20 protein-coding genes are annotated in these 21,715 nt (G+C 66.2%); 7 read left to right on the forward strand and 13 right to left on the reverse strand.

The window, feature by feature from the left end:
- Position 1: 1 nt before the first annotated feature.
- A complete protein-coding gene (locus ACLB1G_RS25130; protein ID WP_491629995.1) occupies positions 2-2,296 on the reverse strand; it encodes an alpha,alpha-trehalose-phosphate synthase (UDP-forming) in 2,295 nt (764 codons plus the stop codon).
- Between the two features lie 171 nt (positions 2,297-2,467).
- On the opposite strand from ACLB1G_RS25130, the gene ACLB1G_RS25135 reads away from it, so the two are divergent.
- The 6 genes from ACLB1G_RS25135 to ACLB1G_RS25160 all read left to right on the forward strand — a co-directional run bounded on the left by ACLB1G_RS25135 (position 2,468) and on the right by ACLB1G_RS25160 (position 10,743).
- Positions 2,468-3,592, forward strand: coding sequence for a mechanosensitive ion channel family protein (locus ACLB1G_RS25135; protein ID WP_491629996.1), 1,125 nt, complete (start codon positions 2,468-2,470; stop codon positions 3,590-3,592).
- A gap of 156 nt (positions 3,593-3,748) precedes the next feature.
- Entirely contained in the window at positions 3,749-7,216 is a 3,468-nt protein-coding gene (locus ACLB1G_RS25140; protein WP_491629997.1) for a response regulator, read from the forward strand.
- 2 nt (positions 7,217-7,218) lie between these two features.
- Positions 7,219-8,043, forward strand: a complete 825-nt coding sequence (locus ACLB1G_RS25145) for a CheR family methyltransferase (RefSeq protein WP_491629998.1) — start codon at positions 7,219-7,221, stop codon at positions 8,041-8,043.
- 1 nt (position 8,044) lies between these two features.
- On the forward strand, positions 8,045-8,653 hold the full coding sequence (locus ACLB1G_RS25150) for a chemotaxis protein CheB (RefSeq protein WP_491629999.1): 609 nt from the start codon (positions 8,045-8,047) through the stop codon (positions 8,651-8,653).
- On the forward strand, positions 8,647-9,840 hold the full coding sequence (locus ACLB1G_RS25155; RefSeq protein WP_491630000.1) for a hybrid sensor histidine kinase/response regulator: 1,194 nt from the start codon (positions 8,647-8,649) through the stop codon (positions 9,838-9,840). Before ACLB1G_RS25150 ends, ACLB1G_RS25155 begins: the two co-directional genes overlap by 7 nt.
- Positions 9,841-9,882: 42 nt before the next feature.
- Entirely contained in the window at positions 9,883-10,743 is an 861-nt protein-coding gene (locus ACLB1G_RS25160) for a hypothetical protein (protein ID WP_491630001.1), read from the forward strand.
- Positions 10,744-10,816: 73 nt separating this feature from the next.
- On the opposite strand, the gene ACLB1G_RS25165 is transcribed toward ACLB1G_RS25160, so the two are convergent.
- The 5 genes from ACLB1G_RS25165 to ACLB1G_RS25185 are packed head-to-tail and all read right to left on the reverse strand — an operon-like array spanning position 10,817 to position 13,923.
- The gene (locus tag ACLB1G_RS25165) at positions 10,817-11,590 is read right to left on the reverse strand and encodes a glycosyltransferase family 2 protein (RefSeq protein ID WP_491630002.1); all 774 of its coding nucleotides are present in this window, start codon (positions 11,588-11,590) and stop codon (positions 10,817-10,819) included.
- Positions 11,584-11,955 carry a cupin domain-containing protein gene (locus ACLB1G_RS25170; protein ID WP_491630003.1) on the reverse strand — a complete coding sequence of 124 codons (372 nt, stop codon included), beginning with the start codon at positions 11,953-11,955 and terminating at the stop codon, positions 11,584-11,586. Before ACLB1G_RS25170 ends, ACLB1G_RS25165 begins: the two co-directional genes overlap by 7 nt.
- Positions 11,942-12,673, reverse strand: coding sequence for a glycosyltransferase family 2 protein (locus ACLB1G_RS25175; protein ID WP_491630004.1), 732 nt, complete (start codon positions 12,671-12,673; stop codon positions 11,942-11,944). Before ACLB1G_RS25175 ends, ACLB1G_RS25170 begins: the two co-directional genes overlap by 14 nt.
- Positions 12,666-13,301, reverse strand: coding sequence for an HAD family hydrolase (locus ACLB1G_RS25180; RefSeq protein ID WP_491630005.1), 636 nt, complete (start codon positions 13,299-13,301; stop codon positions 12,666-12,668). Before ACLB1G_RS25180 ends, ACLB1G_RS25175 begins: the two co-directional genes overlap by 8 nt.
- A complete protein-coding gene (locus ACLB1G_RS25185) occupies positions 13,288-13,923 on the reverse strand; it encodes a PI-PLC domain-containing protein (protein ID WP_491630006.1) in 636 nt (211 codons plus the stop codon). Before ACLB1G_RS25185 ends, ACLB1G_RS25180 begins: the two co-directional genes overlap by 14 nt.
- Before the next feature lie 217 nt (positions 13,924-14,140).
- Here ACLB1G_RS25185 and ACLB1G_RS25190 point away from each other — a divergent pair, with 217 nt between their 5' ends.
- Complete coding sequence (locus ACLB1G_RS25190; protein WP_491630007.1) at positions 14,141-14,818, forward strand: hypothetical protein; 678 nt, start codon at positions 14,141-14,143, stop codon at positions 14,816-14,818.
- A gap of 39 nt (positions 14,819-14,857) precedes the next feature.
- Here ACLB1G_RS25190 and ACLB1G_RS25195 read toward each other — a convergent pair whose 3' ends face one another.
- The 7 genes from ACLB1G_RS25195 to ACLB1G_RS25225 form a co-directional block, all read right to left on the reverse strand.
- Complete coding sequence (locus ACLB1G_RS25195) at positions 14,858-15,259, reverse strand: EF-hand domain-containing protein (RefSeq protein WP_491630008.1); 402 nt, start codon at positions 15,257-15,259, stop codon at positions 14,858-14,860.
- A 10-nt stretch (positions 15,260-15,269) separates the two neighbouring features.
- Complete coding sequence (locus ACLB1G_RS25200) at positions 15,270-16,823, reverse strand: S10 family peptidase (protein ID WP_491630074.1); 1,554 nt, start codon at positions 16,821-16,823, stop codon at positions 15,270-15,272.
- Positions 16,824-16,895: 72 nt separating this feature from the next.
- Positions 16,896-17,375 carry a nucleoside deaminase gene (locus ACLB1G_RS25205; protein ID WP_491630009.1) on the reverse strand — a complete coding sequence of 160 codons (480 nt, stop codon included), beginning with the start codon at positions 17,373-17,375 and terminating at the stop codon, positions 16,896-16,898.
- A gap of 9 nt (positions 17,376-17,384) precedes the next feature.
- Positions 17,385-18,398: an aromatic ring-hydroxylating dioxygenase subunit alpha gene (locus ACLB1G_RS25210; protein WP_491630010.1), complete on the reverse strand. Its 1,014-nt coding sequence runs from the start codon at positions 18,396-18,398 to the stop codon at positions 17,385-17,387.
- A gap of 126 nt (positions 18,399-18,524) precedes the next feature.
- A complete protein-coding gene (locus ACLB1G_RS25215; protein WP_491630011.1) occupies positions 18,525-19,604 on the reverse strand; it encodes a BMP family ABC transporter substrate-binding protein in 1,080 nt (359 codons plus the stop codon).
- Positions 19,605-19,631: 27 nt separating this feature from the next.
- Positions 19,632-20,486, reverse strand: coding sequence for an outer envelope protein (locus ACLB1G_RS25220; protein ID WP_491630012.1), 855 nt, complete (start codon positions 20,484-20,486; stop codon positions 19,632-19,634).
- 242 nt (positions 20,487-20,728) lie between these two features.
- Positions 20,729-21,502, reverse strand: coding sequence for a GntR family transcriptional regulator (locus ACLB1G_RS25225; protein ID WP_491630013.1), 774 nt, complete (start codon positions 21,500-21,502; stop codon positions 20,729-20,731).
- Positions 21,503-21,715 lie beyond the last annotated feature (213 nt).

Consider the following 21,715-nt stretch of genomic DNA (forward strand, 5'->3'; position numbering starts at 1 on the left):
TTCACCCCACCCGGCGCAAATGGCCACGGCTGTGCGAGCGTATCTTCTGCATCACCTTCTCTCGCTTGCGCAGTCGGGCCGCATCCAGCAGCATGTGGCCGGCCCAGCGGTAGACGTTGAACAGGCGCACCCGGTCGCGCATGCTGCGCATGCGTTCGCGCTGCTCCACCGGCGGCATGGTCAGGCCGCGGTACAGGGCTTCGGCGCCCTGCTCGATATGGTAGGGGTTGATGATGAGGGCCTCGTGCAGCTCGCGCGCCGCGCCCGTGAACTGGCTCAGCACCAGGGCGCCGCGCTCGTCGTCGCGGGCCGCGATGTATTCCTTGGCCACCAGGTTCATGCCGTCGTGCAGGCTGGTCACCATGCACACTTCGCTGGCGCGGAAGTAGCGCTGCAGGTCGTTTTGCTCGTGGTGCTCGATCTTGAGCATGATGGGCGGGTAGGGTGCGTCGGCAAAGCGCTGGTTGATGCGGTCCGCCAGGCGCCGCACCCGTTCGTCGAAGTTCATGTATTCCTCCAGGTCGGAGCGGCTGGGGGCGGCGATCTGCACGAAGCTGAACTTGCCCACCATGGAAGGATGCAGCTCCAGCATGCGCTCCACGGCCTGGAAGCGCTCCAGGATGCCCTTGGTGTAGTCCAGGCGGTCGACGCCGAAGCCCAGCAGATGGTCTTCGGGGACGCCCAGCAGCTGGCGGATCTCGCTGCGGCACTGTTCCACCGGCTGGGTGTCCGGATAATCGGGCCAGGCGATCGAGATCGGGTAATCCTCGACCTGGGTCAGGTCGCCGCCGTAGGAAATGGTGGAGGCTTCCGGCTCGATGCGGGTTTCCAGGTAGCGGTCCACCGTGTCCAGGAAGTTCTTGCGGTGGAAGGGCGTGTGGAAGCCCAGGATGGTGCTGCCCAGCATGCCTTCCAGGATTTCCTCGCGCCACGGGCAGATGCCGAACGATTCCGAGTTGGGCCAGGGGATGTGCCAGAAGGTGATGATGGTGGCTTTCGGCAGCGCTTCGCGCACCATGCGCGGCAGCAGGGCGAAGTGGTAGTCCTGCACCAGCACCACCGGATTGTCGGTGCGCGCCTCGCGTATCACGGCGTCGGCGAAGCGGCGGTTGACCTTGACGTATTCCTCCCAGTCCGAGGAGCGGAACACGGGGCGCACGTGGGCGATATGGCACAGCGGCCACAGGCCCTCGTTGGCGAAGCCGTAGTAATAGCCTTTTTCCTCTTCCTTGGTCAGCCACACGCGGCGCAGGGTGTAGCTGGGGTTCTTGGGCGGCACCGGCACGTGGTCGTTGCGGTCCACCGTCTCGCGGTCGGCGCTGCCGGCGCCGTGCGCGATCCAGGTGCCGGAGCAGGCCCGCATCACGGCTTCCACCGCCGTCACCAGGCCGCTGGCGGGACGCCGCACCTTGACGCCGTCGGCGGTCTTCTCGTGGATGTAGGGCTCGCGGTTGGACACCACCAGCACCTGGTCGCCGGCCAGGTCCTGCTGCAGCAGGACCTTGAGCTTGTCCGGGGTCCAGTCGGCGGTGCCGCCGCCGGCGCTGCTCTGGCGCTCCTGGTGGTATTCTTCCAGCAGGCCGCGCAGCTCGCCGATCAGCGGTTCCATCTCGGGCGGCGGTGGCGAGTTGTCGGCCGGCTTGTCTGTTGCTGCGCGCGGCAGCAGTTCGCCGCGCAGGATGTCGTTCAGGCCGGCCAGCCAGCCGCGCCAGCTCAGGTGCGACACCACCAGCGTCAGGAAGGCAATCGCCAGGCCCAGCAGGGCAAAGAAGCCCAGCACGTATTTCTTGGTCTCGGCGCTGCGGCGCTCGATGAAGCTCATGTCGTGCACCAGTATCAAACGGCCGATGGGGGCGGCGCCCACACCGGCCGTGGCCGGGTCGTCGGTCACCTCGCTCTCGGCCACGTGCACCGGGCCGCGCGGCAGCTGCACCAGCGACTTGCGCTCGCTGCCGTCGGCCGGCGCGTTCCAGCAGCCCAGCGACTGCGGATAGGAATAGGTCTTGTACAGCAGCTTGCCGGACGGGTCGCAGAAGCCCAGGCCGAACAGGCGTTCGTCCTGGATGGCGTTGTCGAACAGGTTCTTGATCTTTTCCTTGTCGCGGGTCAGCACGTATTCGCGCAGCGGCACCTGCAGGGTGGAGGCCAGCAGCTGGGAGCGGTTATCGAGGTCGCGCACCGACCAGCGCAGGGTCAGCTTGTCCATCAGCGGCACCACGATGTAGGCGAACAGGCCCAGCAGCACGGCCAGCGGCAGGATGAAGCGCAGGGATAATTTCACGGAACGGGACAGCATGGGGATTCCTCTCATGTGTCGGCCGGGGGTGTAGGGAGATCCGGCCTCAGCTCGGTCTATTGTGTCATTGCAAAGGGTTTCAGCTTCGTTCGCTGGCGCACACAAGGACCAAGTTTTTGTGCAGCGCACCAGTGCGACACGGATCTCTGACATTGCCTACAATCGCCCGCCATGGACCTCGACTATTTCAACGATATCCGCGAGGGGCCGTGGCGCGCGCTGGCCGTGGTCGGCGTGTCGGCCGTGATCTTCGTGATCGCGGGGCTGCTGCTGCACCGGGCCGGCATCCTGCTGCTGCGCCGGATCGCACGCAACCGCCCCTTTACCACCAACGCCCTGCAATGCGGCTACCGCGCCAGCCAGGTCAGCGCCGTGCTGTTCGCGCTGCGCCTGGTGCTGAGCGGCGCGCCGGATAATACGCCGGGCCTGGTGTCCATGGCGCGCATCAACAGCGTGCTGCTGATCGCGGCCCTGACCTGGCTGGCCATCATGGCGGTCAGCTCCATCCAGCGCACCATCGCCCAGCTGCACCCGGTGGACGTGGCCGACAACCTGCGCGCGCGGCGCGTGCTGACCCAGACCCAGGTGCTCACGCGCAGCGCCAATTTCGTGATCGGCCTTCTGGGCCTGTCCTTCATCCTGCTGACCTTGCCGGGGGCGCGCCAGTTCGGCGCCTCGCTGCTGGCCTCGGCCGGGGTGGCCGGGTTGGTGGCCGGTATCGCCGCCCGTCCGGTGCTGGGCAACTTCATTGCAGGTCTGCAGATCGCGTTCTCGCAGCCCATCCGTCTGGATGATGTGCTGATCGTCAACGGCGAATGGGGCCGGGTGGAAAAGATCACCGGCACCTACGTGGTGGTGCGCATCTGGGATGAGCGGCGCATGATCGTGCCGCTGCAGTGGTTCATCGAGAACCCGTTCGAGAACTGGACCCACACCTCCTCCACCATCCTGGGCACGGTGTTCCTGTGGCTGGACTTCAACGTGCCGGTGGCGGACATCCGGCGCGAGTTCGAGCGCGTCACCCGGGCTTCCAAGCGCTGGGATGGCCGGGTCTGCGTGCTGCACGTGACCGACGCCAACGAGAAGGGCATGCAGCTGCGCCTGCTGGTCAGCGCCACCGACTCCGGCACCGCCTTCGACCTGCGCTGCGAAATCCGCGAAGCCATGATTGCCTATGTGGCCCAGCATTATCCGGATTCGCTGCCGCGCATCCGGCCCATCCTGGATTCGCCCGGGCCGCACGAGGATACGGGCGCTGGCCGGCCCGTCCGCCTCCCCGACAGTCCCGCGCCCTGAGCAGTGCATGGCGTCGTTGCCGCGCCTCGCCCTGCACACGCTGAGGCTCGATATTCATGCCAGAAATTGGTTTTTCCATGGCGCACGATTGAACCGTGGCTCTGCCTGGCCGTGTATTTGCGATAAACTTAATCTTCTTTACCGTAAATTCGCGCCATGCCCAACTCCACCCTGGACACCCAGAGTTTCCGCCGCATTCTTTCCCGCAACATCACCCTGCCGCTGGCTGCCGGCGTGGTCAGCGCCGGGGTGTTCGTCGTGCTGCTGGTGTACCTGATCTCGGTGATGAACTGGGTCGAGCACAGCGAACGGGTGATAGGCTCGGCCAACGAGATCAGCAAGCAGATGGTGGACATGGAAACCGGCATGCGCGGCTACCTGCTGGCCGGCGATGAAAGCTTCCTGGAGCCCTATGTGCTGGCCAAGCCCAAGGTGGCGGCCAACCTGAACGCGCTGATGAAGCTGGTCGAGGACAACCCGGCCCAGGTGCAGCGCCTGCGCAACGTGGAAGCCCTGCAAAAACAGTGGGACCAGTACGCCCAGGAGATGGTCAGGCTGCGCGCCACCGGCGGCGACGTGGTGGGGCCGGTCAGGACGGCGCGCGGCAAGATACAGTTCGATGAAATCCGGCGCCAGATCGACAGCTTCGTCAACGTCGAGCTGCGCATGCGCCAGGAACGCAACGACGACGCCCGCACCGTCACCATCACGGTGGCCGTGGTCTACCTGGTGCTGACCCTGGGCGTGGGCGGCTTGCTGGCCTACATGGGGCGACGCGAGATGCTGCGCCTGTCGGGCATCTTCACCACCGCGCTGGACAAGCAGACCGTGTTCAACGAGGAACTGCAGGCCCAGGCCTGGCTGCGCTCGGGCCAGACCGCCCTGGCCGAGCAGGGCATAGGCCAGCTGGCGCTGCCGGCCCTGTCGTCCGTCCTGCTGGAATTCCTGGCCGGCTACCTGGGCGTGGCCCTGGGCGCGCTGTACGTGCGCGAGGGCGACGGCCGCCTGCGCCGGGTCGCCACCTACGGCTTCCGCCAGGAGGATGCCGAGCGCACCGAAGTGCTGCAGCCTGCCGAGGGCCTGGTCGGCCAGGCGGCGCGCGAACGGCGTTTGATACGCCTCGATAACGTCCCGGCCGATTACCTCCACGTCAATTCCGGCCTGGGCCACGCGGCCCCGGCCAGCGTGCTGCTGGCCCCGGTGCATGGCGACGCCGGCGTCAACGGCGTGGTGGAGCTGGCCCTGCTGCGGCCCGTGACCCAGCGCGACATCGATTTCCTCCACCTGGTGGCGGGCAATATCGGTACCGCCATCGAGGCTACCCTGGCGCGCCAGCGCATCCAGGAAGTGCTGGCCGAGACCCAGCAGCTGAACGAGGAATTGCAGGTGCAGCAGGAGGAACTGCGCACCGCCAACGAGGAACTGGAAGAACAGTCGCGGGTGCTGGAGGAATCCCAGGCCAGCCTGGAGAACCAGAAGGCCGAGCTGGAGCAGACCAACGAACAGCTGGCCGAGCAAAGCCTGATCCTGGACCAGAAGAACGCCTCGCTCAGCATCGCCCAGCGCCAGCTGGAGGAGCGCGCCGGGGAGCTGGAAAAAGCCAGCCAGTACAAGTCGCAATTCCTGGCCAATATGTCGCATGAACTGCGCACCCCGCTCAACAGTTCGCTGATCCTGGCCAAGCTGCTGGCCGAGAACGCGGCCGGCAACCTGAACGAGGAACAGGTACGCTTCGCCAACACCATCTACTCGGCCGGCAACGACCTGCTCAACCTGATCAACGACATCCTCGACATTTCCAAGGTGGAGGCGGGCAAGCTGGAGCTGGTGCCCGAGCACCTGCCGCTGCGCCACCTGGTGGACGGCATCGCCATGACCTTCAACCCGCTGGCGGCGCAGAAGAAGCTGGAATTCCACGCCGTGCTGGAGCCGGATGCGCCGGAGACCATGTACACCGACCGCCAGCGCCTGGAACAGATCCTGAAGAACCTGATGTCCAACGCGCTCAAGTTCACCAGCACCGGCAGCATCGTGCTCAGCGTGGGCGGAGCCGATGGCAAGGTGCGCTTCTCGGTGCAGGATACCGGCATCGGCATCCGCAAGGAAGACCAGCAGGCCATCTTCGAAGCCTTCCAGCAGGCCGACGGCACCACCAGCCGCAAGTACGGCGGCACCGGCCTGGGCCTGTCGATCTCGCGCGACCTGGCCGGCCTGCTGGGCGGCGGCATCAGCCTGCACAGCGCGCCCGGCGAGGGCTCGACCTTCACCCTGACCCTGCCGGTGGTGTGGACCGCCGGCGCCGATCCGGTGGCCTCCTCGCCGGCCCCGGCCCCGCTGCGCCTGCCGCCGCCCCCGCCCAAGCAGGAAGCGGCGCCCACCCCGGCCTTGGCGCGGGTGCGCCTGTTCGACGATGACCGCGCCCGCCTGGGCGCCGGCGCCGGCCGCCTGGTGCTGGTGGTGGAGGATGATGCGCCGTTCGCCCGCATCCTGTACGAACTGGCCCACGAGCAGCAGTACCGCTGCCTGGTGGCTTTCGACGCCGACGAGGGCCTGGAACTGGCGCGCCAGCACAAGCCGGACGCCATCCTGCTCGATATCCGCCTGCCGGACCGCTCCGGCCTGTCGGTGCTGCAGCTGCTCAAGGACGACCCGGCCACCCGCCACATCCCGGTGCACGTGGTGTCGGCCTCGGACAATGGCGAGGCGGCCCTGCACCTGGGCGCGATCGGCTTTGCCGCCAAGCCCACCACGCGCGAGCAGCTGATGGAAGTGTTCAGCAAGATCGAGAACAAGCTGACCCAGAAGATCAAGCGCGTGCTGCTGGTGGAGGACGACAGCCGCCAGCGCGACAGCGTGGTGCAGCTGATCTCGGACGAGGACGTGGAAATCGTCGCCGTCGGCACCGGCGAGGAAGCCCTGGCCCTGCTGCGCGGCACCGTGTTCGACTGCATGATCATCGACCTCAAGCTGCCCGACATGCAGGGCAACGAGCTGCTGCAGCGCATGTCGGCCGAGCACATCGCCGCCTTCCCCCCGGTGATCGTGTACACCGGCCGCAACCTGTCGCGCAGCGAGGAGGCCGACCTGCACAAGTATTCGCGCTCCATCATCATCAAGGGCGCGCGCTCGCCGGAGCGGCTGCTGGACGAGGTGACCCTGTTCCTGCACAAGGTGGAAGCGCAGCTGTCCAGCGAGCGCCAGAGCATGCTGCGCACGGTGCGCGCGCGCGACCGCGTGTTCGAAGGGCGCCGCATCCTGCTGGTGGACGACGACGTGCGCAATATCTTCGCCCTGACCAGCGCCCTGGAGCAGAAGGGCGTGCTGGTGGAAGTGGGCCGCAACGGCTTCGAGGCCATCGCCAAGCTGGACGAGCAGCCCGACATCGACCTGGTGCTGATGGACGTGATGATGCCGGGCATGGACGGCCTGGAAGCGACGCGCCGCATCCGCGCCGACAGCCGCTTCGAGCGCCTGCCCATCATCGCCATCACGGCCAAGGCCATGAAGGACGACCAGGAGCAGTGCCTGGCGGCCGGCGCCAGCGATTACCTGGCCAAGCCCATCGACCTCTCGCGTTTGTACTCGCTGCTGCGGGTGTGGATGCCCAACGGTGAGCGGAGCTGAGCATGCAGCCGAGATACAGCGACATCGACATCGAGCTGAAGATGCTGATGGAAGCGATCTACCTGAAATACAGCTACGACTTCCGCGACTACACGGGCGCCTCGCAGAAGCGCCGCGTGCTGCACGCGCTCAAGGAAATGAAGTGCGAGACCGTGTCCGAGCTGCAGGCGCGCGTGCTGCACGAGGCGACCGCGTTTTCCGAGCTGCTGCAGTACCTGACCATCCCGGTCACCTCGATGTTCCGCGACCCGGCCTATTTCGCGGCCCTGCGCGAGCACGTGGTGCCGGTGCTGCGCACCTATCCCTCGCTCAAGGTGTGGGTCGCCGGCTGCAGCACCGGCGAGGAAGTGGTTTCCATGGCCATCCTGCTCAAGGAGGAGGGCCTGCTGGAGCGCACCATGATCTACGCCACCGACATCAATCCGCAGTCGCTGGACAAGGCAAGGCGCGGCGTATTCCCGCTCGACAGCATGCAGGAATACACCCAGAACTACCAGCAGGCCGGCGGCCGCAGCAGTTTTTCCGACTATTACACGGCGGCCTACAATGCGGCCCTGTTCGACCGCTCGCTGTGCGAAAACGTGACCTTCGCCGACCACAGCCTGGCCACCGACAGCGTGTTTGCCGAAACCCATTTGATCAGCTGCCGCAACGTCATGATCTACTTCAAGAAGAAGCTGCAGGAGCGGGCCTTGGGGCTGTTCCACGAATCGTTGTGCCACCGCGGCTTCCTGGGCCTGGGCAGCAAGGAAAGCATCGATTTTTCCGCCTACGCGCCGGCCTTCGAACCGGTGGTCAAGCGCGAGCGTCTGTTCCGGAAGCGCTGACATGGAGCGCGCGCACATCGAGGCAGTGCTGGCCGGACGCGCCATCGAGGCGGTGGTGATAGGCGCCTCGGCCGGCGGCGTGGGCGCCCTGCTGCATCTGCTGCCGGACCTGCCCGCCGGCTACGGGCGCGCCGTGGTGGCGGTGTTGCACTTGCCGGAAAACCGCCAGAGCCAGCTGGCCCATGTGTTTCAGCAGCGCATGGCGTTGCCGGTGCGCGAGGCGGCCGACAAGGAGCAGGTGTTGTCCGGAACGCTATACTTTGCCGGTTCCGGTTACCATCTCTCGGTCGAGGAGGACCGCAGCTTCTCGCTCAGCTGCGAGGCGCCGCTGCATTTCGCCCGTCCCGCCATCGACTATTTGATGGAATCGGCGGCCGACGCCTACGGCCCGGCCCTGCTGGGCATCCTGCTGACCGGCGCCAACAACGATGGCGCGGCCGGCCTGGCCGCCATCGGTGAAGCGGGCGGCCTGACCGTGGTGCAGGACCCGGAGCAGGCCGAGGTGCCGACCATGCCGCGCGAGGCCATTGCGCGGCGCCGTCCCGACCTGGTGCTGGGCCTGGACCAGATACGTACTTTGCTGTTGATGCTGGAGAATAAGAAATGCTAGCCCACCCCACCAAACTCCTGATCGTGGACGACCTGCCGGAAAACCTGCAGGCGCTGAACGCCGTGATCCGGGGCGAGGGACGCGAGATCTACCAGGCCTCGTCCGGCGAGGAAGCCCTGGCCCTGCTGCTCGAGCACGACTTCGCCATGGCCATCCTGGACGTGCAGATGCCCAACATGGACGGCTTCGAGCTGGCCGAACTGATGCGCGGCACCGAGAAGACGCGCCAGATCCCCATCGTGTTCGTGACGGCGGCCGGCAAGGAGCTCAATTACTCGTTCAAGGGCTACGAGGCGGGCGCCGTCGACGTGCTGTACAAGCCGCTGGATGTGCGCGCCGTGCAGGGCAAGGTCAAGGTGTTCGCCGCCATGTACCAGCAGCGCGAGGAAGTGCGGCGCCAGGTCGAGGCGCTGGAGGCGGCGCGGCGCCAGCAGGAAGCCACCCTGGCCGAGCTCAAGGCGGCCCAGGACCAGCTGCAGCGCGCCCTGGCCATGCGCGACGAATTCATGTCCATGGTGTCGCACGAGATGCGCACGCCGCTCAACACCCTGTACCTGGAAACCCAGCTGCGCAAGATCCAGCTCGAGCGCGGCAACATGGCGGCCTTCGGCGCCGAGCAGCTGCAGCGCATGGTGCAGCGCGACGACCGCCAGATCCAGGCCATCATCCGCCTGATCGACGACATGCTGGACGTGTCGCGCATCCGCAGCGGCAAGCTGTCCATCCGCCCCGGCGAGGTCGAGCTGTCCGGCCTGTTGCGGCGCGTGGTGCACGACCTGCGCCCGCAGGCCGACAACGCCGGCAACAGCATCATCCTCGATGCGCCGGAGCCGGCCAGCGGCTGGTGGGACGAGTTTCGCATCGAGCAGATCGTGGTCAACCTGCTGACCAATGCGCTGCGCTACGGCGGCAGCGAGCCGGTCGAGGTCAGGCTGCTGGTGGGGCCGGACATGGCGCGGGTCGAGGTGCGCGACCGCGGCCCCGGCATCGCGCCCGAGGTGCAGGAAACCATCTTCGAGCCTTACGAGCGCGGGGTCGGCAACGAAGTGCCGTCCGGGCTGGGACTGGGGCTGTATATCTCGCGCCAGCTGGCCCAGCTGCACCAGGGCTCGCTGACGGTGGACAGCACGCCGGGCCAGGGCGCCATATTCACGCTGGCCTTGCCACGCCGTGATGCTATAGAGTAATTGTTGCTCTATAATTCATGGGTCATGTACGAGGAGTGAGCCATGAGTGAAAAAGTCCTGCTGTTGCACGGCCCGACCCAGTCGACCGGCATCGTTTCGGTGCTGGAAAAGGAATACAAGGAACGCACCGGCGAGATCGGCCCCTACGCGCCCTATGACGGGCGCGCCAACATCCTGGGCATGGCGCTGGTGTACCGCGCCTGCGGCTTCAAGGTGGCGTTCGCGGGCTGGCACGAGGACCGCGACTGGCTGCAGGAACACATCGCGTATTTCGACTGCGCCATCACCCAGGACCAGCACCAGCTCAATACCGACAGCACCTTCTTCGGCCAGCGCATCGCCAACAACAAGGAAAAGCTGTACTTCATTTCGCTGCGCGGGCTGCAGCTGGTGCGCCAGCACTACGGCGACGACGCCCAGGTGTTCAAGCTGCGCTGCGACGTGGTGGTGGACCAGCGCGCCGCCGTCGCCAACCTGGAGCGGCTGCGCCACAGCCCCAGGGATATCGCCATCGAGTACATCCGCACCGATAACATGTTCTCCTCGCCGGACTTCATGGTCATGGGCCGGGCCGGGGTGCAGGAGCGCATCTTCGACCACCTGTACCGCAACAGCGCGGCCGGCACGTCCTTCCACGTGTCCTCGCACGTGGACCACACCTTCACCTACCTGACGTTGCAGGAACAGGGCCATATCGACCAGATCCGCAGCATGACGCGCGACGTGTTCGATTCGGTGGTGTGGCGCGGCATCCCGCGCTATCTGCAGACCGTGGATCCTGCCTACGCCCGCCACTATTCCTTCGACAGCGCCATGCAGATCAACCCGGCGGTGAAAGTGGCGCAGCTGGTGGCGCTGATATCGCCCGAAGTCTCAGGCAAGGAACAGCGCGCAGCAGTTTAAGAACCCGTTTCAAAATGACCATGGCGTCGTTACGGCTCCTAGCCGTGCAGGCGCACTGTCTTCGGAGCCGCGCCTAGCCACGCTCATGTTGAAACACGCTCTGGCCGAGCAGGCGCCCCGCGTGGTGGGCCAGGAAGTATTCCAGGTCGTCCGGCACGCCCAGGCCGTACATGCCGGCGCGGTCGCTGCCGATGTTGTAGATGCCCAGCCGCGCGCCCCTGGCGATCATGTGGTTGTAGGCCGGCGCCACGTAGAATTCGCCGTTGACGCGCTCGTTGTTGGCGATCATGGCGTCCGCCGCCGCCACGAAATCGGCGCCGCGCGCATAGTTGTAGATGCCCACCGTGGCCTCGTCGGAGGCCACCACCTTTTCCACCACCTCGACGATGGCGCCGTCCGCGCCGAAGCGCACGTAGGACCATTTGGGATGGTCGGCCGTCATGGTCATGATCAGGCCGTCCAGGCCGCGCCGGTCCATGCTGTCCAGGTAGTCGTCGATGCGCAGGTCGACGTACTGGTCGCAATTGGCGATCATCAGCGGGTCGCCATTGTCGATCAACTCGCGCGCCAGCAGCACGGTGCAGGCCGCGCCTTGCGTGACGCTGTCGACCGCAATGATGGCGCAGCCGGGCGCGATGGCCTGCAGGCGCTCGCGCAAGCCATAGCGCTCCAGGTGGGCCTGCTGGCACAGGAAGATGTAGCGGTGCGGCCGGCTCGGGCGCAGATTCGCTATCACCACTTCCACCATGGGGCGGCCGGCCACCGGGATCAGCGGCTTGGGATCAGTGTAGCCGGCGCTGGCGAAGCGGCTGCCGTGGCCGGCCATGGGCAGGACGATGTTCAGCACGGCCGTTGCTCCTGCTCCCCGCCCTGCTCCTGCTCGTGCTGCGGCCGTCCCAGGTATTTGTCATCCACCGCGCCCGGCACCTTGACCACCACCGTCACGGTATCTTCCAGCACCACGAAATCGCTCGATTCCATGGGCGGGATCACGACGATGTCGCCGCTGCGGTATTCCTTGCCGTTCATGAGCACGCGGCCGCTCTGGATCAGGGTGATCTCGGTGGCGACCTTGTGGTAGTGGCGCGCCTCGTTGGCGCCGGCGCGGTACTGCTTGACGCCGACTTCGGCGGCCTGCGTGGCCAGCGCGGTCGGCGTGAAGTCGCCGACGAACCAGCCGCGCACCATGTCGTCCAGCTTAAAGGTGTGCATGTTCGAATTCCTCTATCTTCTTGGGCGAGTAGAAGGTGTGGTAGCTGCCGGGCGGCAGCGGCACCGCCTTCAGGCGGCGGTTCAGCAGTATCAGTTCATTGAGCACGGGCGCCACGTAGTAGACCCCGTCGACCGCGTTGTCCTTGCGTATCGAGTGCTGGGCCGCCGTGACGAAGTCGGCGCCGCGCGCGAAGTAGTAGAAGCCGGCGATGGCGTGCTGGCTGATCGGGTGCTTCTCGGCGGTCTCGATGATGTCGTCGCCGTTTTCCAGACGCACGTAGGACCAGCGCGGATGCACGGAGCTGAAGGTCAGCACGCCGGCGTCGGCGCCGGCCGCGCGCAAACGCGCCAGGCCTTCGTTCAGGTCGGCGCCGAACAGCTGGTCGCCGTTGACGATCAGGAGCGGCTCGTCGTTGCCGATATGGTCCACCGCCAGCAGTGCGCTGCAGGCCGCGCCCCGGGTCTGGTTCTGCATGCGGATGATGACGCAGGAGGGCCCGGCCAGCAGGCGCAGCGTGCTGTCCAGGTGGTAGCGGGTGCAGTCCTCGTCACGCAGCAGGAAGATGAAGCGCTTGGCCTCGGCGATGGTGGACAGGTTGTCGATCGCGTGCTGTATCATGGGCTTGCCCAGGATTTCGATCAGCGGCTTGGGGAAGGGATATTCGCTGGACTCGAAGAACATGGACTGCGCGCCCAGCGGGATCAGGATGTTAAGCATGGGCCGCCTCCAGGGTGGCGATGTGCAGGGCGATGTTGCCGTGGTTGACTTCGCGTGTGTCGGTCACGCACATCACGTGGGCGCCGGCCGCGCGCGCGGCCTTGATGCCGTTCGGGTTGTCCTCCACCACCAGGCATTGTTCCGGCAGCAGGCCCAGGCGGGCAATGGCCGCCACATACATGTCGGGCGCCGGCTTGGGCGTGGCCACGTCCTCGTTGGACAGGAAGAAGTCCATGTATGGCAGCACCTCGGCCCGCTCCAGCATCAGCTGCACGGAATTGCGCACGGAGTTCGAGCACACCGCCATGCGGTAGCCGTCCGCCTTCAGGCGCGACAGCGCGAACTGGTGGTGGAAGGTGGGCTTGCACTTGCTGTAGATCACTTCCATGGTGTAGATCTGCTTCATCTCGTTGATGAAGCCGTGCAGCGCTTCCGGCAGGCCGCGCTCCAGCGACAGCATGCGCAGCTTGGTTTTGGTCGGCAGGCCGTCGTAGGTGACCAGGTGGTCGTAGCGGCTGATGGCCATGCCGAACAGGTCGAGCGCGCGGTTCAGCGCTTCGAAGTGCCACTCCTTGGCGTCGATCAGCACGCCGTCCATGTCGAAGATGACGGCTTTAATCAGGGACATGGAAAAACTCCTTGGCGTGATCGGGGAAATCGGTGCACAGGCGCAGGCCCGGGTGCTGGTGCAGCCGCGCCGTGCGCAATTGCTCCCACAGCGCCAGGTGCGGGCGGCGGTGCAGCTCGGGCGAGACGATGCAGACTTCCTTGCCCTGTTGCAGCCAGCCCGCCACCAGGTCCATGCCGTACCACTCGCCGTGGAAGGCGTCCAGCCAGACCCCGGCCGCGCGCTCCAGGAAGGAGGGCGCGGTTTCGTATTCGCTGCTGCGGGTGTAGGCCGGGATGGACTGCGCCAGGTAGCCCAGCGCGTCCGGCACCGCCATGTCGAACACGAAGGCGCCGACTATGGCGTGGCGCGCCAGGGCGTCACTGACGGCGGTTTGCAGGCCGTCGGCCTTGATGTTCAGGGCCAGCGGACCGCGCTGAGGATGGCGCGCGCACAGGGCCAGGAAGGCGTCCAGCGTGAGCTCGCCGCCGCGCGGCATGTCGTGGGCGATGACCACGGCGCCATGGGCGTCGCGCAGGTCGGCTTCTATGCCGTGGCCGGCGGTCAGGGCCCGTTCGAAGGCGGCCACGGAATTCTTCTCGGAAGGCTGCAGCCAGTGCCCACGGTGCGCGATCAGTTTCATGTCAGGCGGTCTACACGGTATGGAAGGGCGATTGTACCTGCTATTGCCGGTGAACAAAACTGCGGTAATTACAGCGATCTATTACCAGCGCACGGCTGGGCAATCCGGCCTCATCCCTGGCCAAATTCCGCTAAGATAAAACTGATAGAAATGACAACATGGCGGCGGGCGCCCGCCATCGCGTCCCCCTGCCGCAGCGCCTTAGGAGACCGCAACGATGAAACATACCGCCGCAGCCGCCATCCTGGTATCGGCCGCCCTGCTGACCGCCTGCCACAAGAAGGAAAAAGCCGAAGAAGCGCAAGCAGCCGCCACCCCTGCCCCAGCCGCCGCGCCGGCACCGGCAGCACCGCCGGCCGAACCGAGCGCGGACCAGCAGGAGCGCGAGAACAAGCAGAAGCTGCTGGACTACGGCGTCATGGAAGACAAGTACATCAATGACCCGCGCGGCCAGTGGGCCACGGAAGCGACTGCCAGCTCGGTGTTCGGCGACGAAAATGGACGCAAGCCGTCCGAGAACAACCTGCCCAAGAGCGCCACCGGCGCACCTGATGGCAACGAATGGACCAACAACAATATCGACAAGGGCTTCGACTGGCTGCAGCTGGGCTACGCCAAGCCGGTCAACGCCACTGAAGTGCGGGTGGTGATCCCCGACGACAAGGGGCCGGAAGCGGTCAACAAGATCGAGCTGCAGGACACGGATGGCAAGTGGAACACGGTGTGGGAAGGCCTGAGCGACGTCAAGCGCGATACGCGCGGCGGGCGCACCTGGTTCGTCAAGACCTTCGAGAAGACCGTCTACAAGGCCAAGGCCGTGAAAATCACCTTTGCCAACAACGTGCAGCACACCTACAAGGAGGTGGATGCGGTGCAGCTGGTGGGCGATCAGTAAGCGGCAACGTCCGGTGGCGCAGCGCTTGCCGCCGCTGTGCTAGCGGCGGGCGGCGTCGCGGGCGCGCTGCTGCAGGTAGGCTTGCAGGTCGGCGAAGCTGACCTTGCCGCTGTGGCGGGTGTCGATCTGCTCGAAGTGCTGGGCCACGAAGCCCAGGCCGGCCTTCTGCGCCTCTGCCTTGCTCAGGCTGCCGCTGGCGTCCAGGTCGGCTTCCTCGAAGCGCTGGCGCAGCTTGTCCATGGCCTGCTGGCGCAGCGCCGCGCCCTCGGCCGGGCGTTCGCGCGCGGGCGTGCGCTTCTCGGGCGGCAAATACGGGTCCAGCGGCGCCGCGCCCGGCGCCGGATCGGCCGGGTGGGGACGGGCCGGTGGCTGTATGGTTTGCGCCTGCAGCGCCGGCGCGGCCGCCAGCGCGGCCAGCAGCAACATCAGTATGGTTTTCATGCCGCTCTCCTTATCGCCCCGCCGTCACGCTGTTGTAGAAGGCCGCCAGGTCGGCCAGCTGGGTCTTGCGCACGCCGTCGTCCAGGTAGCTCATGTGGCCGGCGCCGTAGTATTTGTAGCTCAGTCCCGCCACCGGGCCCAGGCGTGCCAGGTCCATCTCGGTCTGGTAATAGGGCGTGGCCAGGTCGTAGTAGCCGTTCAGGGCGATGATCTTCATCGATGGATGCTGCGCCAGCGCCGCCGCCAGGTCGGGGATGGTGTCCGGCAGGCTCTTGCCGTCGTGCCGGAAGTTCCAGGAGCTGACGATGTTGATCGAGGTCGCGTAGGCGGTGCGCGCGCTGTAGTGCAGTTCGCCGCTCAGGTAGGCCGGCAGCAGGCTGGTAAACAAGCCATTGGTGACAGTATAGGACGGGTCGCCGTCGGCGGCCAGGGCGCTGCCCAGCGGCGCCGAGACGCGCGCATCGTAGCGCCCCACCATCATGTTGGGCACGGCGTTGGTCTGGTACAGGCCGGGCTGCAGGTTGAAGTTCTGCTGCCAGATCAGGGTGGACATGCCGGTATAGCCGGCCAGCTGCGACACCACCGACGCCGGCGGCGCCACATTGCTGGCCAAATAGGACGCCAGCGCCGTGCGGTAGCTGCCGGCCGCGAAGGCGCGCGCCTGCTGCAGGTAGCTGCCCAGGTCGGTCGGCAGTGGAGTGCTGCGCTGGTAGTAGGCGCTGGTGGCGGCGTAGGTCGGGAAATAGCCCTCGCAGCTGATGGTGGTCTTTTCGTACAGGCCGCAGTTGGTGTTGTAGTTCATGACGGCCGACTGCAGCATGATGCCGTCCACCTGCACCCCGGCCGATTCCAGCAGGTTGGCCAGCACCGCCGTGCGCGGCGTGCCATACGATTCGCCGTACAGGAACTTGGGCGAGGCGCCGCGCTGGTTCACCTCCAGGTAGCGCCGGATGAAATCGCGGAAGGCCGCCGCGTCCGCGTCCACGCCCCAGAACGTCATGTTGTAGTTGGGCGCGATGGCTTGCGAGTAGCCGGTGCCGATGGCGTCCACGAACACCAGGTCGGACTGCTCCAGCAGGGTTTCCTGGTTGTCCACCAGCTGCGCGGCCGGGATGGTGGAACTGGGAATGCCGGTCACCACCCGGCGCGGCCCGAAGGACCCCAGGTGCAGCCACATGGTTGACGATCCCGGCCCGCCGTTGTAGAAGAAGGTGACCGGACGTTTGGCCGGATCGGCGCCCGGCACCGTGTAGGCCACATAGAAGAAGGAGGCCGAGGGCTGGCCGGTCTTCAAATCGCTGGCGGTCAGGTGGCCGGTGGTGGCGGTGTAGTTGAACGGCTTGCCGTTCAGCGTGATCTTGCTGGCGATGACGGCCGCGCCCTCGTTGGGCGCGGTGAGATAGGCCAGGGCGGCGCTGGAATAGCTGTTGCTGTCGGCGTAGGCGCCGGCCGTGGTGTCGCTGCCGGCCGCCGGCGGCGTCGCCGTGGTGATGCCGCCGCTGCCGCCACCGCCGCCGCAGCCGGCAAGCAGGGCAAGGACCAGCGCCGCGCCGGTCCTGGGAATGGAATATGCCACGTTGGTCTCCGCTTCATCGCCTCTGGCCGAGGCTGGCAGCGTGATTATGCGGCGGCCCGCTTATTTTTTCCAGAACCCCGCGTGTGCGATGCGCGCCTCGTCCTCGCGTAGCGGGCCTATCACCTCGGTGGGACGCTGGCCGGCGGCGAACACCTGGCGGCAGGGCAGCGACAGGGTGGGGTTTTCCGGATCGCTGCCGGTCAGCTCCAGCAGGCTGGCTTCCGACATGGCATACACCACCCGGCCCACGCCGCTCCAGTAGGTGCCGCCGGCGCACATGGCGCAGGGCTCGGCGTTGGCGTACAGGGTGGCCGTGGCCAGCTGCTGCGGACTGTGGCGCTGCGAGGCCAGGCGCAGGGCGTTCATTTCGGCGTGCGCGGTGCGGTCGCTGCTGGAGGCGTTCATGGCTTCCGAGATGACGGTGCCGTCGGCCGCCACCACCGTGGCGGCGAACGGGTGATGGCCCTCGTCGCGCGAACGCTGGGCCAGGGCCAGCACCTGGGTGAGGAAGTGATGGTCTTGCGCGGTGGGTGTGCTCATTCTTGCGTCTCAATCGTTGCGCAGCACGCCGTAGCGCAGCTGCTGCTGTTTCAGATAGCCCCGGTAGGCCAGCGACATGCGGTCGCACGCTACCGACACTTCGGCGCCCGGCGCCAGCGGCAGGCGCTGCGGATACTGGCTTTCCAGTATCGGTTTATCCTGCAGGAAGATGGTGTCCTGGAAGCCGCGCAGGTCGTCATCGCCGGTCTCAAAATCGGCCAGCGCCATGATGATCCAGACCCGGGTGGCGGTCTCGGTCAGCGGCTGGGTGAACAGGGCGATGGCGTCCACCTTGCTGCCGGGCGTCTGCTTGGTCAGGATGGTGGTGAGCGGCCGCACCACGCGGTAGGTGTAGGAGACCTGGTTGCCGCCGGTGGCGGCCTTGCTGGCCTGCGGCTGCCAGGCGCGGCAGTCGCGGGTCCGGATGCCGCTGCCGTAGTGCGGGTCGTCGAAGGTCTCGACCGTGTAATCGGCGATGGCGGCCTGCTGCTGTTCGCCCAGGATGCCTTCGTGGACGAAGGCGAAGTGCGCCATGTCGAGGAAGTTCTCGACGATGCGCGGGGCGCTGCTGGCCACGTCGTAGGGGCCGCACCAGACCTTGCGCAAGCCGGCGTCGGCGCATTCGGGGAAGGCCGGCGGCCCGGGGTGGGCCGGCGTGCCCAGGCAGACCCACAGCAGGCCGTAGGCTTCCTGCACCTGGTAGGTGGCCACCTGGGCCTTGAGCCGGTCGCCGGACAGGTCGGGCAGGGCGGGAATGTGGCGGCAGCGGCCTTCGCTGCCGAAGGTCCAGCCGTGGTAGGGGCAGCGCAGCGTATCGTCCACGATGGCGCCCATGGACAGTCTGGCGCCGCGGTGCGGGCAGCGGTCTTCCCAGGCGTGGGCCTGGCCGGCGCTGTCGCGCCACAGGACCAGCCGGGTGTCGAGCAGTTCGCTGGCGGCCATGGCGCCGGGGGCGAGCCCGGTGGACAGGGCGACCGGGTGCCAGTCGTTCATGACCACGGGGTCGCGCAGGGGAATATTCATTATCGTGTCCTACGTTGTAGTCGCGTCGCTGCCGCGCAGGCGGCAGCCCATGCCGGGTGGGCGTCTACGCGGCCTCGGCATGGACTCCCGCTTTCACGGGAGTGACGGTTCATGGCCTGGTGGCGCTTACTTCGGTATCGTGCCTTCCACGCCCTGCACGTAGAAGTTCATGCCCAGCAGGTCCTTGAGCGGCACCACGGTGCCGGCCGGGTACTTGACGGCGCCCGACTGGTCCTTGATGGGGCCGGTGAAGGGGTGGAACTTGCCGGCCGCGATGGCGGCTTTCTTTTCCTCGAAGATCTTGGCCGCGTCGGCCGGGACCACCGGGTTCAGGGGCGACATCTTGACCATGCCTTCCTTCAGGCCGCCACGGGTGTCGGCCGATTTCCAGGTGCCGGCAATCACGGCCTTGGCGGTGTCGATGTAGTAGCCGCCCCAGTTGTTGGTGGCCGCCGTCAGGTGGGCCTTGGGCGCGAACTTGCTCATGTCCGAGTCCCAGCCGAAGGCGTACACGCCTTTTTCCTGGGCTACCTGCAGGGTGGCCGGCGAGTCGGTGTTCTGGGCCAGCACGTCGGCGCCCTGGGCCACCAGGGTCTCGGCGGCCTGGCGCTCCTTGGCCGGGTCGTACCACGAGTTCACCCAGATCACCTTGGTCTTGATGCCGGGGTTCACGCTCTGGGCGCCCAGGGTGTAGGCGTTGATGTTGCGTATCACCTCGGGAATCGGGAACGAGGCCACCAGGCCGATCACCTTGGACTTGCTCATCTTGCCGGCCAGGATGCCGTTCAGGTAGGCGCCTTCGTACAGGTTGGTCTCATAGGTGCCCAGGTTCTTGGCCTGCTTGAAGCCGGTGGCGTGCAGGAACACCACGCCAGGATAGGCCTTGGCCACTTTCTCGGTGGGGTTCATGTAGCCGAACGAGGTGGTGAAGATCAGCTTGTTCCCGTCGGCGGCCAGCTTGCGGATCACGCGCTCGGCGTCGGCGCCTTCGGGCACGCTTTCCACGTAGGTGGTCTTGACCTTGGCGCCCAGCTCCTTTTCCAGGGCCTGGCGGCCGGCGTCGTGGGCGTAGGTCCAGCCGGCGTCGCCCACCGGGCCAACGTAGACAAAGCCCACTTTCAGCGGTTCGGCGGCGTACGACGGGGCGGCGGCCAGGCCCAGGGCGGCCAGCGCGGCCAGGGCGATCAGTTTGCGGCGGTTCATCATGCGGTTCCTTATACGGTGGGTGGGTGCTTAGAAGTGGTATTCGGCGCGGACCATGGGGGTCTTGGCGGTGGCGCCGGGATTGTTCTTGTCGGGATTGCCGAACTTGTTCTTCCAGTACTGGTACTCGACGCCGACCTTGAAGGTGTTCTTGGGGGCGCCCACGGCTGCGCTCAGGTCGTACATGACCTGGGCGTCGATGTTGGTCTCGGGCGCAGTGCCGCCGCCAAACTCATTGGTGCCCTTGGCGGAGATGAAGTTGGCGTAGCCCTCGAACGACAGCGGGATGCCCAGGCTGAACGGCACGCCCCAGGCGGCGGTCAGCATGGCGTGCGTCTTGTACGAGTAGCGCGGCGTGGCCTGGTTGGTGAAGGTGTTGTAAGGCGCGTTCGATTCCCACAGGGCCAGCAGGCTGACGTCCAGGAAGCCCGGCACGTCCAGCATCAGGGTCGGACCTGCCACCACCATGCGCTTCTTGGAGTTGTAGCCGGCGTCGGTCTTGCTGTTGTAGTCGAAGCCCAGGGTGGCGCCCAGGCCGCGGATGCCGGGGCCGGAGAAATTGTTGCCGGTGATCTTGCCCAGGTCCAGCGTGTGGCGGTACACCACGTAGGCCTCGTGGGCGCCGCTGTTGGAGCCGGCCGCCGACGGGTCCAGGTCGGACGACATCAGCAGGTCCACGCTGAAGAAGTTCTTGCCGTACTTGTATCCCGACACACTGCTGAGGTTGACGATGTTCTTGGTGATGTCGTTATTGTTGAACGGCTCGGCGAACTTGGTGCCATAGCGATAGCTCAGCGAGGTGTCGCTCCAGTCGGCGGCGCCGGCTGCGCAAGCGCAGCTGGCGAGTAGGGCGAGGGCGGCGGTGCGCTTTACGAGATGGGACATTTAGCAAACTCCTGGGTCAGGTTGACGGTGATAGGAAGACAGCCGAAACACAAAATAAAGTCTTTGAATCCAATTCGCAGATCAGATTGGATTCAATCTCGCTTACCTTCCTAGCAATTAGCGGGCCAGACTATTTCCTATGGGAGAGGCCGGCCTTAGTCCCTTCGGATGCACCATTAGCGGGAAGCAAGCTCCCGGCTGGTGCGATTGCACGCACGCTTTGTATGCAATCTTGATCTACATCAGTATCCGCTGAGCGCTTCCGCCAGGTTGATCTTGCGGTCAGGCTCGCCCAGTCGCAGGCGCGCCTCGATCTCCAGCAGATGGTGCTCGATCAGGTGCAGCGCCTCCTGCTCCTTGCCTTGTTCGATCAGCGACATCAGGTCCTGGTGTTCGTCGTTCTCGCACATGGGCGCGCCGGGCGTCTCATACAGGGCGATGATCAGCGAGCAGCGCGACACCAGCTCCTGCATGAAGCGCTGCAGCACCTGGTTACCGGCCAGTTCGGCCAGCAGCAGGTGGAATTCGCCGCCCAGGCGTATCCAGTTGGCGCGGTCGCCGCTGCGGCGGGCCTGGTCCTCGGCGTCCAGCGCCTCGCGGATCTGGCGCAGCGAGGACGGGGTGGCGCTGCGTATCACCAGCGGCACGATCTCGCGCTCGATGGCGCGGCGCGCCGCGAAGATGTCGCGCGCCTCTTGCGGCGAAGGCGAGGCGATCACGGCGCCGCGATTGGGCCGCAGCTCGATGATGTGGTCGTGCGCCAGGCGCTGCAGGGCCTTGCGCACGGTGGTGCGGCTGACCTGGTACAGCTCGCAGAAATCCGCCTCGCCCAGATGGGTGCCGGGCGGCAGGCGGTGGCTCATGACGGCGTTCACCACGGCGCGGTAGATGCGCAGGTCGATGGCGGTGGTGCCGCGCTTGGTGCGCACGGCCTGTTCCGCCTGTGCAGCGGGTTCCGGCTTGGAACTGGCGGGCTTGCGCTTGCCTTGTGGGCGCGCAGGATGCGGGTTGCTCATTGCTGGTTTCTCCGAAAGCGATTGCTCGATGCCTTCGTAAAGCAGGAATTGTGCTCACCCGTGTGCCTGCGGTTTGTATCAACCGTGGCGATGGATTGTGTACGAAATCTGTGCCGTTTTGGTGACCAAATCGCCGCGCGCGCACTTTTGTGGTGAACTTGCATGTTTTATTCAGTGCATTTTTTTGTGCCAAGGCTCAGCAGGCATGCGGGC

It is taken from the genome of Duganella kummerowiae, from assembly GCF_053572355.1.